The organism is Micromonospora sp. ABR4_055 (assembly GCF_056160425.1).
This window is the reverse complement of sequence record NZ_JBSWXD010000061.1, coordinates 1-14,415: the sequence shown is the minus strand read 5'-3', so window position 1 is coordinate 14,415 and position 14,415 is coordinate 1. Positions and strand designations below refer to the sequence as shown.

Genomic DNA, 14,415 nt, shown 5'->3' with positions numbered 1-14,415 from the left:
GGCCGTCACCTCACCCTCGGGTCGACGACCGAATGGATCACGTCGACGAGCAGGTTCAGCAGGACGAACGTCAACGCGCCGAAGACGACGATCGCCTGGACGAGCGGGAAGTCACGGAACTGGATGGCCTGCAGCGCCAGCTGGCCGAGGCCGGGCCAGGAATAGACGTACTCGATCGCGACTGCGCCGGAGAGCAGGATCCCGGTCTGCAGCACGACGATGGTCAGGATCGGCATCATCGAGTTCTTGAACGCGTGCCGCCACACGACCCGCCGGCCGCGCAGCCCGCGGGCCCGGGCGGAGTCGATGTACGGCTCGGCCAACGTCTCGCTCATCGACGCCCGGGTGAGCCGGGCGATCTGCGCCATCGGGTACACCGCCATGGTGACGGCGGGAAGGACCAGATGCTGCGGGGTGCCGGACTGCCCGGCGGGCAGCCAGCCGAGGTTCACGGCGAACAGCGCCACCAGCATCATGCCGAACCAGAAGACGGGCACCGATTGGCCGAGCAGGGCGACGGTGGAGGCGGCGCGGTCCCACCAGGTGCCCTCGCGGGTCGCGGCCAGCACCCCGAGCGGCACTCCGACGAGTACGGCGAGTGCCATGCCGGCGGCGACCAGTTGCAGGGTGAACGGCAGTCGGTCGGCGATCAGGGTGGTGTTGGCCTGGTAGAACTGCAGTGACTGGCCAAGGTCACCGGTGAGGATGCCCTTCAGGTACTCGAGGTACTGGACGACCAGCGGCAGGTCGAGGCCGAGTTCGTGCCGCAGAGCGTCCCGCTGCTCCGGGGTGGCCATCGGTCCGAGGATGGCCACGGTCGGATCACCGGAAAGCCGGCCGAGCGCGAACGCCAGGCTCAGCGCGATGAGCAGGGACGCCAGCAGCGACGCCAGGCGGCTGCCGACCCGTCGGACGGTGCTGGCCTTCATCGGCGGGACCTCCAGCGGGCGCCGGGCATCGCGGCGAGCAGTTCGCGGGTGTAGTCGTCGCGGGGGGTGACGAAGACCGCCTCGCACGGCCCCGACTCGACCACCCGGCCCTGGTACATGACGTGTACGACATCGCAGATCGAGCGGACGACGGCGAGGTCGTGGCTGATCATCAGCAGGGCCGCGCCGGTGCTCTGCCGGATCTGGGTCAGCAGCGCCAGCACGTCGGCCTGCACCGACACGTCGAGACCGGAGGTCGGTTCGTCCGCCACGATCAGCCGCGGCCGCATCAGCAGGGCGCGGGCGATGCAGACCCGCTGGGCCTGGCCGCCGGAGAGCTGGTGCGGGTAGCGGTCCAGGATCTGCGGTGCCAGCCGGACCCGGTCGAGCAGTTCGGTGTCGCTGATCCAGGAGGTGCGCTCGGGTTGCAGCCGACGCAGTTCGCGCAGCCCGGAGCGGACCGACTGCCGGGGGTCGAGCGATCCGTGCGGATCCTGGAAGACCACCTGCACCTCGGGGCGCAGCCGCCGCAGCCGTGCCCGACTGATCGCGGAGAGCTGGTGCCCGAGCAGCCGGATTGCCCCGTCGCCACGGGTGCCCAGCCCGGTGGCCGCCATGGCGAGCGTCGTCTTGCCGGACCCCGACTCGCCGACGACGGCGACGCTCTCGCCGGCGCCGATACGCAGCGACACGTGGTCGACCGCGCGCAGCACCGCCCCCGTGCTCCGGTCGCGGGGGGTGGAAAACAAAACGGCGACCACAAACACCGAAGAGTTGGGGGTCGCAGGTGGGGGGGGGGGGGGGGGGGGGGGGGGGGGGGTTCCGGAGGGGCCCCCACCCCACCCCCGTCTGCGCTGCTCCGGTCATCGTCAGAGGGTCGTCTTCGTGAAGTCCACGGTATTCAGCGGACCGAACTCGACACCGGTGACACCGGGACCGGTCGCGTAGTTGAAGATCTGCCGGTAGAGCGGCACGTAGCAGTGCTTCTCGACCACTCCGATGGTGTTGAGCTGCTCGTAGATCGGGGCGGCCTGCTCGGCGCTGTCCTGTTCGAGCGCCTGCTGGGCGAGCTGGTCGATCTGCGGGTCAGGGCAGTTGCCGGTCAACGACGCGGTCTTCATGAAGCCGCTGACGAAGTAGTCCGGCACGGCGACGTTGGGCACTCCGGCGAAGATGGCGACACCGGGGACCTGGCGGCCGATGATCCGCTGAACCAGGGTGCCGTAGTCGAGCGGCTCGTAGCTGACCGTGAAGCCGGCCTGTTCGAGGCTGCCGCCCACCGCCTGGGCGACCTCTTCGATGTTGGTGTACTGCGCCGCCGGATAGGTGATCTGTACGGCCGGGGTGGCGTCACCGACGAGTTGCGCGGCCTTCGCCGGGTCGGCGGTGACACTGTCCTGCGGTTGCTGGCCGGGCCGGACGTTGAGCAGTCCGGCGTCGGCAGCGGCCTGGCCGTCGAAGATGCCGCTGACGATCGCGTCCCGGTCGATGGCCAGGGCCGCGGCCTCACGCAGCTGCGGGTCGTCGAACGGCGCCTTGGTCGAGTCGAGGAAGGCGATGATCTTTATGGCGGTCTCGGTGCGTACCACGTCGACCCCGGCCGCTTCGGCCGCCTGCGCCTGGGCCGGCGGTAGGTCGAAGGAGACGTCGACGGTCCCGCTCTGGATCAACGCGAGCCGCTGCGCGGCCTCGTTTGCCCAGGTGAAGGTCACACCGTCGTTCGTCGGTTCGTCGCCCCAGTAGTCGGGGTTCTTGGTGACCGAGATGTCACGACCGGCGTTGGCGCCGGCCCACACGTACGGGCCGGTGCCGACCGGGGCCGCAGCGAAGCCTTCGGACCCCTGCTCCTGGTAGTAGGCCGGTGGGACCAGATAGACCGTGGTGAGCAGGTCGGGAATGTTGTACTGCGGCGTGCCGGTGGTGACCACGACGGTGGCGTCGTCGGTGGCCTCGATCGAGGTGACGTTGCCGAAGTAGGACTTCAGCGGTGACCCCTCAGTGTCGCGGGTGAGCGTGATGGTGTTCGCGACGGCGGCGGCGTCGGCAGCTTCCCCGTTGCTGAAGGTGATGTCGGGGCGGACGGTGAACGTCCAGGTCGTGGCGTCGGTACGGGTCCAGTTGGTGATGAGACCGGTGTCGGTGGGCGCGAGGTCGTCGCCGGTGTCGATCAGCGGTTCGAGCATCGTCGCCCAGACGACCTGGGCGGAGCGCGCACCGACGATTGGATCGAGGGTGGCGGGCTGGGCCGCGAGCAGCGCACGGATGACAGTCGGGCCGGACGAACCGGTGTCGTCGGGTTCGGTGCCACCGCAGGCGGTCAGGCCGACGCTGGCGACAGTGATGGCGGCGGCGGCCACGAGGGGCCGCCGGGAACGCAGGATTTTCATGATCATCAGGGGTGTCCTTCACAGCGATGGACCCGTTCACGTCGCCGCGTTGCGCGCCGGTGACGCTCGCCACAAAGTACCGACCAGCCGGTATCAAGTCAACGGTTCAAGCAGGTATCTCGACTATGACATTCGCGTGACAAAGGCCAGCCAACCAGCGGCGTTGTGAACATACCGACCGGTATGTATGATACCCCGGTGGCCCCTACCCTCACCCCTCGGCACGACGGACGCCTCATCCGGGTGCGCTATGACAACGCGGCCCGCGGCAACTGCTTCGACGACACCGCGCTGCATGAACTCGTCCACGCACTGGAGACCGCTGCGGCCATCGACAGCTGCGCGGTCGTCGAGCTCGAGATGGCCGGCCGGAACTTCTGCGGCGGCTGGGACACCACGGCGTTCACCGAGCTGGCCGGCAGTTCGTCGGAGACGGTGGCGGACAGTCTGCGCGCCAGCGACGCCGCACTGCGGCGGATCCGGCGACTCCCGGTGCCGGTGGTCGCCGCGGTACGGGGCCGGGTGATCGGCTTCGGTGCCGGCCTGCTCGACGCCGTGCACCTGCCGATCGCCGCGACCAGTGCCCGCCTGTCGTTACCCGAGGCCCGGTTCGGTTTCGCCCCCGCCGGAGTCGGCTACGCGATCGCCCGGGCGCTACCCCGCCCACAGGCCTACCACCTGCTGACCGGGGCCACGACCGCGTCCGCCGATCAGATGCTCGCCTGGGGCCTGGTCGCCGAGGTCGTCGCCGACGACGACCTCGACCGCGCGGCCGGGGCTCTGGTCGAGACGCTGCTCGCCGTACCCGGCCGCACGCTGCGAGCGGTGGTCGAGGTGGTCGAGTCGAGCCGGGCCACCGGACGGCCGGATCATGTCTACGACGTCTCGGCGCGCACCATCGTCGCCGGTGTCACCGCGCGCGGAGCGGACCGATGAGCGGTCGGTTCCAGGCTGGCGAGGCCGTCTGGGTGGAGCTGGCCACCCCCGATCCGGACCAGGTCGAACCTTTCTACCGGGCACTACTCGGCTGGACGGTGCGTGCCGAACGGCTCGGTGCCACCACCTACCGGATGTGTGGCATCGACGGACGCGACGTGGCCGGCATCTCCGACGCCGCCGCGCTGCACGCCGGCCGGCCCCGGGGGTGGATCGTCTACTTCGCGGTCGACGACGTGAGTCGGAGCGCCTCCCGGGCGGTCCAGCTCGGCGGCGAGCTGGTCACCCCACCGCGATATCTGCCGGCCGCCGGAACCGGCGCCGTCGTCATCGACCCGTTCGGTGCCGCGTTCGGCCTCTACCAGGGCGAGTCACGCACCGGTGCGCAACTGCTCAACTCGGTCGGCGCACTGTGCTGGAACGAACTGAACACCGGGGAGCCCGCCGCCTCGGTGAGCTACTACCGGTCCCTGTTCGGCTACGCCACCCGGCGGACGGCAGACACGCCCACCGCCCGCCCGTACACCCTGCTGATGCTCGGCGACGTCGCGGTCGCCGGTGTGCTGGCACTCGACAACGAATGGCCGAACCTGATCCCGGCGAAGTGGATCACCTACTTCGCTGTGGACTGCCTGGACGACGCGCTGCGGCGGGTCTGCGCGCTCGGCGGGACGCCGACCGTCGGCCCGGTCCGGAGCCCGTACGGACGTCTTCACCTGGTGAAGGATCCCGGCGGCCATTCACTTTGCCTCATCCAGCTCGACGGCGGTCTGCGCCCCGGGCACGACTCCTCCCCCAGGTGGTGACCTCCCTTGACGGCCGAGCCGCTGTTCGATTCGACGGAGTTCCGTCAGGTGTGTGGTCACTTCCCCACCGGCGTCACCGCGATCACCGCGATCACCGCCCAGAGCGGCGTCGCCGCGCTGACCGTGAACTCGTTCACCTCGGTCTCGCTGCAGCCAGCGAAGGTGTTGTTCTGCGTGACCAGTTCCTCGTCCAGCTTCCCGACTTTGGTCGGATCCAGACGGATCGCCATCCACATCCTCAGCCGGGACCAGGAGGACGTGGCCCGCCGGTTCGCCACATCCGGGCTGACCGGCGCGGAGAAACTCGCCGGGGTGTCCTGGCTGCCCGGCCCCGACGGGGTTCCGCTGCTGCCCGGCACACCGGCGGTGCTCGCCGGACGACGTGACGAGGTGATCACCAGCGGCGACCACGTCATCTTCCTGCTCGACATCGACCACGTGCACCTGAAGCCGACGAACGTGCCGGCGTTGTCGTTCTACCGGGGGCGGTTCGTCAGTCCGTCGGCCACCACGACCGAGTAAGCGGGTGACGCCCCGCCGTCGCCGATCGTCGACGTGGATCAGCTGTAGTACCGGAACAGGATCTCGGCCACGCAGCAGGGCGTCGGCCCATCGGCGAACTCCACCGTCACCGAAGCCTTGGCCTGCACACCGTCCCCGGTACCAGGGACGGCGGTGATCGGCTGGGCCGACACCAACGTCGCGGTGCCCTGGATCGGCACACCGGGCGGCAAGGGTCGGACGAACCGGACCCGATCCAGCCCGTAGTTGACACCCATGGCGAAGGTCTGCACCTCGAGGATGTCCGCGAGCAGGCGCGGGACGAGTGCCAAGGTCAGGAATCCGTGCACGACGGTGGTACCGAACGGGCCGGTCCGCGCCCGCTCGACGTCGACGTGGATCCATTGGTGGTCCCCGGTGACGTCGGCGAACTGGTCGATCTGCCGCTGAGTCACCACCTGTGGTGCGCTGGCCCCCAGCTCCGCGCCGACCAGGTCGAGCAGGTCACCCGGGTTACGCACGATCGTCCGTGATGCGGTTCGCATGGTCACTCCAACGGAGAACGGCCATCGGCGGCCTTCTTCATTCCGACCGGATGGTATCATCAGCTTCGGATAACTGAGCAGGGAGGTTCCGTGGTGTTCGAGGCGTACCAGCTGCCCGAGGAGCACGCAGCAGTGCGGCAGGCCGTACGAGAGGTGTGCGACGACAAGGTCGCGCCACATGCGGCGGCCGCCGACGAGAACGCCGAGTTTCCGCAGGCCTCCTACGATGCGCTGCGCGCCGCCGACTTCCACGCCCCGCACATCCCCGTCGAGTACGGCGGTGCCGGCGCGGACGCCCTCGCCACCGCGATCGTCATCGAGGAGGTGGCACGGGCATGTGCCACCTCCTCGCTGATCCCGGCTGGCAACAAGCTCGGCACCATGCCGCTACTGCTCGCTGCCGGCGGGCACCTCAAGCAGCGGTATCTACCACCGGTCGCCCGGGGCGAGGCGATGTTCTCGTACTGCCTGTCCGAGCCCGACGCCGGCAGCGACGCGGCCGGCATGCGGACCCGCGCCGAACGCGACGGCGACGTCTGGGTACTAAACGGGGTCAAGCGCTGGATCACCAACGCCGGACTGAGCGACTACTACACGGTCTTCGCCGTCACCGACCCGGCGGCACGCACGCGCGGCATCTCCGCCTTCGTGGTGGAAAGGTCCGATCCCGGCGTCAGCTTCGGCGCACCGGAGCGCAAACTCGGCATCAAGGGATCCCCGACCCGCGAGGTGTACCTCGACAACGTCCGCGTCCCGGCGGACCGGATCATCGGTGCGCCGGGAACCGGCTTCGCGACGGCGATGCGGACACTGGATCACACCCGCGTCACCATCGCCGCTCAGGCCCTGGGCATCGCCCAGGGCGCGCTGGACTACGCCCTGGGTTACGTACGGCAACGACAACAGTTCGGCCGGGCCATCGCCGACTTCCAGGGCGTCCAGTTCCTCCTAGCGGACATGGGCATGACCCTGGAGGCGGCACGGCAGCTCACCTACGCGGCCGCCGGCAGGTCCGAGCGGGGCGGGCCGGACCTGACCTACTTCGGCGCGGCGGCGAAGTGCTTCGCCTCAGATGCGGCGATGAGGATCACCACCGATGCCGTCCAGCTGCTCGGCGGCTACGGGTACACCCGTGACTTCCCGGTGGAACGGATGATGCGCGACGCCAAGATCACCCAGATCTACGAGGGCACCAACCAGGTGCAACGCGTCGTCATGGCCCGCCAACTGCTCGCCGGCTGACCGGCCCCGCACGGTTCAGCGGAGCCCTTCGAGCACCATCGCGCTGAACTGGCGCGCCACCTCGTCGATGCTGAGCGGACCGTCGACGTTGAGCCACTGGTACGCCCAGGCACACATGCCCACCAGCCCGAAGGTGACGATCCGCGGGTCCATGTCCGTGCGGAGGACACCACGGGCGATACCGTCGGAGATCATGCCGGCGAAGGCCGCCTCCACCGCGTCACGCTTGCGCGTCACCTCGGCGAACATGTCTCCGGCGAGGTACCGCCGCTCCTGGTAGAAGATCGTCACGTGTGCCCGGTACTCGGCCACGCTGGTCAGGCTGAACCGGATGAGCTCCGCCACCCGCACCGCCGGGTCGTCGCTGCCGGACTCGATCTGCTGGATTGCGGCCAGTTGCGCTTCCAGGTACTCCTCCTGGATGTGCCGCAGCAGGTCGTCCTTGCTCTCGAAGTGGTGGTAGAAGGCACCCTTGGTCAGCCCGGCCTGGTCGGCGATCTCCTGCACCGACGTCCGGTCGAAACCCCGACGCCCGAACAGTTCCAGCGCGCTGGCGATCAACGACTTGCGGGTGTTCTCCGGGTCGTATCCGTCGGCCCAGCGTTGCCTGCGCCGGGTCGCCGCCGGGCGGTTCGACGTCGCACGAGCCATCGGTGGCCTCCACTTCCCGCTCCACTCAGAGCCCGACAATCCTACCGCCCGGTCGGAAGGTTCGCTGTCACCGCCCCTCCCGCAGCCGGGATTCGATGGTGGCGATGATCCGCGGGCGCAGCTCGGCTGCGCTGATGACGGCATCCACCGAGCCGACCTCGACGGCGCGCCGGATGTCGTGGATCCGGTCGAACTCGGTGGCCACCTCGCCCAGCTTCTCCGCCCGTACCGACGACCGCAGCTCGTCGAGCTCGGCGGCCAACGCGGCGCGATCGGTGCCCGACGACGCGGCCACCCGGCCCTCCAGTTCTCGGATCCGCGAATCGCGCGCGGTACGGGCGTCCACCTCGCCGGAGAACACCACTGCAGCGGCGGGAGCGCCACCGAGTACCGAGGCGAACGAACCTTCCAGCGCGAGCACCGTCATGGCGGGGTTCAACGCCTTCGAGAAGACCACGAACGCGCCACCGTGGTACCGCGAGATCACACAGAACACGATCGGCCCACGGAAGTTCACGATCGCCCGGCCGATCTCGGCGCCGTACTCCAGCTGCAGCTTGCGCATCGACTCGGGCGAGCCGTCAAAGCCCGACAGGTTGGCCAGCACCACCAGCGGCCGGTTGCCGCTGGCCGCGTTGATCGCCCGCGCGGCCTTCTTCGACGACTGCGGGAACAGCGTGCCCGCGGTGTAGGTGTCCGGGCCGTCGGTGGGCGGGAAACCACGCCGCGGCACGGTCCGCGACTCGATACCGAGCAGGCATGCGGGGATGCCGCCGAGGTGCACGTCCTGCACCACGGCGGTGTCGGCGTCGGCCATGCCCGCCCAGCGTTCCAGCATCGGGTGGTCCTGGTCGGCCAGCGCCTGCATCACGGTCCGGATGTCGAACGGCTTCTTGCGGTCCGGATTGGCCTCGGCCGAGAAAATCTCCCCTACGGTGGTGAAGTCACTGCCAGCCAGCGTGTGCGGGAAGGTGGAGACGTCGCGGTCGGTTGGGTCGGTGGTGGCCGCCCGGCGCGGTCCGGTCTCTCCCGGTACGACGTACGTGTGGTCGTAGTGGGCCAGCAGCACGTCCCGCGCGGCGGTCAGGCTCGGCGCCCAGTACTGCGCCTGCCCGTTCGGACCCATCACCCGGTCGTAGCCGCCGATGCCGAAATTGTCCTCGGCGGACACCCCGCCGGAGAAGTCCAGCGACTGCTTGCCGGTGAGCACCATCGCCGAGTCCGGCGTCATCACCAGGATGCCCTTGGTGTGCATGAGCATCGTCGCCTCGGCGTTCCAGTACGGCTGCGCGCCGACGTTGATGCCCGCGACCACGATGTTGATCTCACCGCCGGCCTGGGTGAACTCGACGATCCGTTTGAGCGCGGCGGCCACCCAGTCCATGTTCTCGGTGCCCGACTCCATGGAGATCCGGGCTCCGGCGGACAACGCGTACCACTCCACCGGCACCCGCATCCGCTCGGCCAGGTCCAGGGCCGCGATGATCCGGCGGCACTCCGGCTCGGACAGTGCGCCGAGCGACTTCGTCGGATCGCCGAACAGCGCGACCCGGGTGACCCCCTCGGGGTGGCGGGGGGTGACCGTGCTGACCACACCGGCGACGATTGCCGCGCGGTTGCTCCCCTTCGGCCGGTCGACCGGCGCCAACGCGTTGTGTTCGTCGAGGTCGTGCTCGACGAAGTCGCCGAGCCGGCCGGTGAGTTCGTACGGGTACACCGTGTTGCGGCTGCTCGCCCGCAGCACCTTCAGTCGGTAGTCGTCCAACGGCTCGACCGGCTCGGCCGGCGGCTCGCCGACGACCAGTTCGGCCCCGCCGGTGGCGTCGAAGGCGATCCGTACGGCCATCTTCGTCAGCTCGCCGGTCACCCGGTCGCGTCGGCGCCCGATGAACAGGATCTCCTCCAACCCGGCACCCGCAGTCGTCGGGCGCATCCGCCCGGCGATCATCTCCATCTCCTGGCGGGTGAGGTCGTTCGGCGGCCAGACGTAGATCACGATCCGGTTGGTGGTGAAGCGGGTCTTCGACGGTCTGCGCGACTGTGCCCGGCGGATCGAGTCGAGGCAGGCCGCGACGGTGTCCTCGGTGGTCGGCAGCGACACCAGGCGTCCATCATGGTCACGCAGCCGGGTCAGGTCACGTACCTGCGCGAACGCGACGAGACGCTGGTCGGACGGGTTCTCCCGGGCGACGCACTGGAACAGGTAGACCTCCTCGTCCAGCGAGGGCAGCCGGGTCAGGTCGAACTTGCGCAGCCGCTCCAGCTGCATGCGCTGCGCGATGTACGGGTGCAGGCCGCGGATCAGCCGCTCCTCGACCATTCCCCCGCTCGACGGGCGGAACGTGAAATGGTGGTGCATCACCGCGCCAGCGCGGCCCGCGATGGTGGTGGTCACCCGGCGGACCTGGGGCGGCAGCGGATGCGCGGCGACGACGTCGAGCAGCGCCGCCGCCATGGCGTCGAAGTCCTCCGGCTGGTTCTCCCAGGCGAGATAGACGTCGGCGTCGATGGACTCCCGGCCACCGGCCAGCTCTGCGAGCCCGCCGAGGGCGGACCCCAGGGCGTCGATGGCCACGGCGGTGGTGACCACGCTCGAGTCCGCCCGCTCGGCGACCACGAAGGTGCAGCCGGCGACCTGGTGGGCGTGGACCGCGGTGAGTCCCTTGTTGCCGTAGTACCGGCGGGTCAGCACCTCCAGCATGACCGCGTTGTCGAGGTGGTCACGGACGATCCGCTGGCCTAGCAGCCGGACCAGCGGTTCGGTGCTGCGGACCATGTCGGCGATCCGCTCGGCGCGCTCCGGCGTCTCCGGATGGGCGTCCAGGTGACGCAGGTGCGCGCGGACCCGGGCGTAGACGGTGGCCCGGTTGCGGCGCAGCAACGGCTGCGCGAACCAGGCGAACACCACACCTCGGGCGAGGTCGGCGATCACCGGGAAGCGGACCTGGGTGGCGGCGACCAGTCGCTCCAGGGCGAGACCGGCGGGCTCGTGCAACGACTGGCCGGGTGGCGGCTCCCGCAGCCACGCGCGAAGCAGTGTCGCGACGACGGTGGCGTCGGCGGCGGCACGCTGCAGAGCGAGGAAGATCCGGAAGACGGCGGCTTCGAGATCGGCGGAGCGCTCCAGATCGGTGACGCCGTAGTGACTGAGCGCCTTGGCGAGCTTGGTCTGGAAGGCGTCCGGCAGGCCGGCCCGTTCGACATCGAGGCTCTGCAGGTAGGTGTGGAAGTACTCGCGGTCGCTGTGCACGTGCCCGTCGCCGTCGGCGTCGGTCGGTCGGTTGCGGCTCAGCTCGGCGAGGTCGGCGAAGACCTCGATGAGATCGATCTCAGCGGCCAACGGCCGGTCGCCGTCCTCGGCAGCGGCCCGGCGCGCGACGAGATAGTCGTCGAGGACGCGGCGGTCGTCGTGCGGGTCGACGTCGAAGCCGAGGAGCAGTCCGCGCAGGCCTTCCTGACCCTGTCGGCACCGTTCGGCCGGCGGGAGCGCCCCGGACGCGGCGGGCATCTCCAGCTCGACGGGCGCGACCGGGCCGGACGCCGGGCCGGCGGCGGCGTCGTCCGCGACCGGTTCCAGCCTCAGCAGCGGTGCGCCCGCCTCGACCTGGTTCCCGACCGACACGCCGGATTCCTTCAGCCGGGCCTTGAACGGTGCCCGCAGCACCGTTTCCATCTTCATGGCCTCGAGCACCAGCACCGGCGCTCCCGCCTCCACCTCGGCACCGACCGGCACCGGGGTAGCGACGATCAGGGCGGGCATCGGCGCGCGGAGCACGCCGCCCTCGTCGCGGCTGACCCGGTGGGTCACCCCGTCGACCTCGACCAGGTGGACCGGCCCGTGCGTTGCGGTGACCAGACGATGGCGGCTGCCGTTGACGACGATCTGCCCGGTGTGCCGGTCGAAGCGGTCCAACTCGACGTCGGCGCTGTGCACGACGTCTGCCACCTCAATGCCGACGCGGAACCGGTACGCCCCGGTCCGCGCCACCCGTACCCGGTAGCCGACGCCCCGCAGCTTGAGGTCCACCGGGCGGCCGCTGGCGTGCTGCACCTGCGGGCGGCCGCCGGACGCGGTGGACAGCAGTCGCTGCCGTTCGACGCGCTCGTCGGCCTCGTAGCCCTCGATCGCGGCCGCGGCGAGGGCGACGGCGACGTGCCGGTTGGCGACGAGCCGGCCCGCACCGCGGACCCGGTCGATCCACCCGGTGTCCGCGCTGGCGTCGATCACCTCGGGTTGATCGAGCAGGTCGATCACGAAACTCTTGTTCGTCGCGCCACCCTCGATGATCACGGTGGTGTTCGCCATCGCCCGGCGCAGCCGGCCGAGCGCCTCCTCACGGTCCCGTCCGTACGCGATGATCTTGGCGATCATGGAGTCGAAGGCGGCGGGGATGGTGTCGCCCTCGCTGACCCCGGTGTCCACCCGGATCCCGGGCCCGGAGGGCAGGTCCAGCCGGGCGATCCAACCGGGCGACGGCGCGAAGTCGCGGTCCGGATCCTCGGCGTTGAGCCGGGCCTCGACGGCGTGCCCGCGCTCGGACGGCGGCGCGCCCTCCAGCCGCCCGCCCGACGCCACGTGCAGCTGCGCCTTGACTAGATCGAACCCGGTGGTGGACTCGGTGATCGGGTGCTCCACCTGCAGCCGGGTGTTGACCTCGAGGAACGCGAACATGCGGTCACCCGGGTGATAGAGAAACTCGACGGTCGCCGCGCCCCGGTAGCCGACCGCGACGGCGAGCCGTTCGGCCGCGGCCTTGAGGTCGGCGGCCTGCGCCGGGCTGAGCACCGGCGACGCCGACTCCTCGATCACCTTTTGGTTACGCCGCTGCACTGAGCAGTCACGCACGCCGAGTGCCCAGGCGGTGCCCTGGCCGTCGGCGATCACCTGGACCTCCACGTGCCGGGCACCGGTGACCAGCCGTTCCAGGAACACGACGCCGCTACCGAACGCGCGGGCGGCTTCCTGACTGGTGCGTTCGTACGCGTCGACGAGCTCGGCCTCGTTGGTGATCACCCGGATGCCGCGCCCGCCGCCACCGGCGGTCGCCTTCAACATCAGCGGGTAGCCGATGCCGCTCGCCGCCGCCACGGCGGCCTCCAGGGTCTCGACCGCGCCCCGGCTCCACGGGGCGACCGGTACGCCGACCTCCTCGGCAATCAGCTTTGCGCCGATCTTGTCGCCGAGCTGACGCATCGCGTGCGCGCTCGGTCCGACGAAGGTGACGCCGGTCTTCTCGCACAGCTCCGCGAACGCCGGGGACTCGGCGACGAAGCCCCAGCCGACCCACGCCGCGTCGGCGCCGGTGGCCACCAGGGCGCGTTCCAGGACCGTCAGATCGAGGTACGGCCGGGCGGACGCCGGCCCGAGGTCGTAGGCGATGTCCGCCTCACGGACGAACGTCGCGGTACGGTCGACGTCGGTGTACAGGGCGACGGTCTCGATCCGCGCCCCGGTCTCGGCGGCCAGCTCCCGGGCGGCGTGGATGAGCCGCATCGCGGCCTCACCACGGTTGACGATGGCAATGCGGCTGAACACCCGATCGGCCCTCCGGTACGCCTACGATCCACGCGTCGCTGATGCGACTCCGACAGGATCACCCTTACGCCTGCCGGCTGGAAACACCATAGGGCGTCCGACTAAGTAACGACCATGTCACTCGATGCGGTTGCCGCCACCGGTGCCGGTCGGCTCTCGCCGGATTCCTCAGGCCAGCGTGCTCGGCGCGCCGGTAGGTGCCGGCGCGATAGGTCCGACCTGGGCGGATGCCGGTACCATGACCGCCTGGTAGGGCTCGACGACGACGGCGTCGCCGCAGTCGCGCAGCTGGGTGACGAACGGCTCCGGCACCCACGCCGCCTCGATGTTGCCGGCTTCGAGCTGGGCCGGGACGTCGGGGAAGGCGACCTCGCCGAACGGCTGACCGATAGCGAAGTCGATGTCTCCGTTGATCAGGGCGGGGATGGCCTGGGCGCCACCCTGTGCGGGCAGCACCTCCACCTCGATCCCCCGCTCGGCGAAGATGCCGGCTCCGATGCCGCCCCACAGGGCGGCGGTTTCCGTGCTCGGCAGCGCCGCGACCCTGACCTGACGCAGCTCGCCGTCCGTCCGGTCGTCGGTCGGGGTCGCGTCCGAGTCGGTGCAGGCGGTAAGGGCGAACGCCATGGTGGCAATCAGCCCGAAGGTAAGTGTCTTCTTCGCTGACGAGGCCTTCCGGAGCGGAGGTCGTGGGGTGCGTCGATCCCGGCAGTAGGCCCACCCCGCGAAAATGCGAACTGATGTGAGCGGAGTCACCCTGCCGTGGTGGCCATGCTCGACTACGAGGTCGCCAGATATCAACAAAGGTCTGACGAACGTCACGGAAAAGCTGAGTATCGCTGCCTGACCGGTGGCACCACGAAGGCCGCGCCGGACCGGGAT

General features: G+C 70.0%; 11 protein-coding genes. 4 read left to right on the top strand and 7 right to left on the bottom strand.

All coding sequences use genetic code 11. The features are described from left to right. Positions 1 to 5 precede the first annotated feature (5 nt). The 3 genes from ACXAHD_RS15855 to ACXAHD_RS15845 form a co-directional block, all read right to left on the bottom strand. Positions 6 to 929, bottom strand: coding sequence for an ABC transporter permease (locus ACXAHD_RS15855; protein WP_281555193.1), 924 nt, complete (start codon positions 927 to 929; stop codon positions 6 to 8). Further along, positions 926 to 1,642, bottom strand: coding sequence for an ABC transporter ATP-binding protein (locus ACXAHD_RS15850; protein WP_475051400.1), 717 nt, complete (start codon positions 1,640 to 1,642; stop codon positions 926 to 928). The genes ACXAHD_RS15855 and ACXAHD_RS15850 overlap by 4 nt, the downstream gene beginning before the upstream one ends. A gap of 156 nt (positions 1,643 to 1,798) precedes the next feature. Beyond that, positions 1,799 to 3,322 carry an ABC transporter substrate-binding protein gene (locus tag ACXAHD_RS15845; protein WP_281555195.1) on the bottom strand — a complete coding sequence of 508 codons (1,524 nt, stop codon included), beginning with the start codon at positions 3,320 to 3,322 and terminating at the stop codon, positions 1,799 to 1,801. A gap of 192 nt (positions 3,323 to 3,514) precedes the next feature. Here ACXAHD_RS15845 and ACXAHD_RS15840 point away from each other — a divergent pair, with 192 nt between their 5' ends. Genes ACXAHD_RS15840 through ACXAHD_RS15830 form a run of 3 tightly spaced genes read left to right on the top strand, consistent with a single transcriptional unit; the run spans position 3,515 to position 5,580 of the window. Continuing rightward, on the top strand, positions 3,515 to 4,252 hold the full coding sequence (locus ACXAHD_RS15840) for an enoyl-CoA hydratase/isomerase family protein (protein ID WP_281555196.1): 738 nt from the start codon (positions 3,515 to 3,517) through the stop codon (positions 4,250 to 4,252). Continuing rightward, positions 4,249 to 5,058, top strand: coding sequence for a VOC family protein (locus ACXAHD_RS15835; protein WP_281555197.1), 810 nt, complete (start codon positions 4,249 to 4,251; stop codon positions 5,056 to 5,058). Before ACXAHD_RS15840 ends, ACXAHD_RS15835 begins: the two co-directional genes overlap by 4 nt. 6 nt (positions 5,059 to 5,064) lie before the next feature. Beyond that, complete coding sequence (locus ACXAHD_RS15830; RefSeq protein ID WP_281555198.1) at positions 5,065 to 5,580, top strand: flavin reductase family protein; 516 nt, start codon at positions 5,065 to 5,067, stop codon at positions 5,578 to 5,580. A 38-nt stretch (positions 5,581 to 5,618) separates the two neighbouring features. On the opposite strand, the gene ACXAHD_RS15825 is transcribed toward ACXAHD_RS15830, so the two are convergent. Beyond that, entirely contained in the window at positions 5,619 to 6,104 is a 486-nt protein-coding gene (locus ACXAHD_RS15825; protein WP_281555199.1) for a MaoC family dehydratase, read from the bottom strand. A 93-nt stretch (positions 6,105 to 6,197) separates the two neighbouring features. Here ACXAHD_RS15825 and ACXAHD_RS15820 point away from each other — a divergent pair, with 93 nt between their 5' ends. After that, positions 6,198 to 7,346: an acyl-CoA dehydrogenase family protein gene (locus ACXAHD_RS15820; protein WP_281555600.1), complete on the top strand. Its 1,149-nt coding sequence runs from the start codon at positions 6,198 to 6,200 to the stop codon at positions 7,344 to 7,346. A gap of 15 nt (positions 7,347 to 7,361) precedes the next feature. Here the strand turns inward: ACXAHD_RS15820 and ACXAHD_RS15815 are convergent, their stop codons facing one another. From ACXAHD_RS15815 to ACXAHD_RS15805, 3 genes are all read right to left on the bottom strand, one after another. After that, positions 7,362 to 7,997, bottom strand: coding sequence for a TetR/AcrR family transcriptional regulator (locus tag ACXAHD_RS15815; RefSeq protein ID WP_281555200.1), 636 nt, complete (start codon positions 7,995 to 7,997; stop codon positions 7,362 to 7,364). Between the two features lie 67 nt (positions 7,998 to 8,064). Then, positions 8,065 to 13,533 carry an ATP-binding protein gene (locus ACXAHD_RS15810; RefSeq protein ID WP_475051394.1) on the bottom strand — a complete coding sequence of 1,823 codons (5,469 nt, stop codon included), beginning with the start codon at positions 13,531 to 13,533 and terminating at the stop codon, positions 8,065 to 8,067. Positions 13,534 to 13,701: 168 nt separating this feature from the next. Beyond that, positions 13,702 to 14,160: an ABC transporter substrate-binding protein gene (locus tag ACXAHD_RS15805; protein WP_289213013.1), complete on the bottom strand. Its 459-nt coding sequence runs from the start codon at positions 14,158 to 14,160 to the stop codon at positions 13,702 to 13,704. Positions 14,161 to 14,415: the final 255 nt, after the last annotated feature.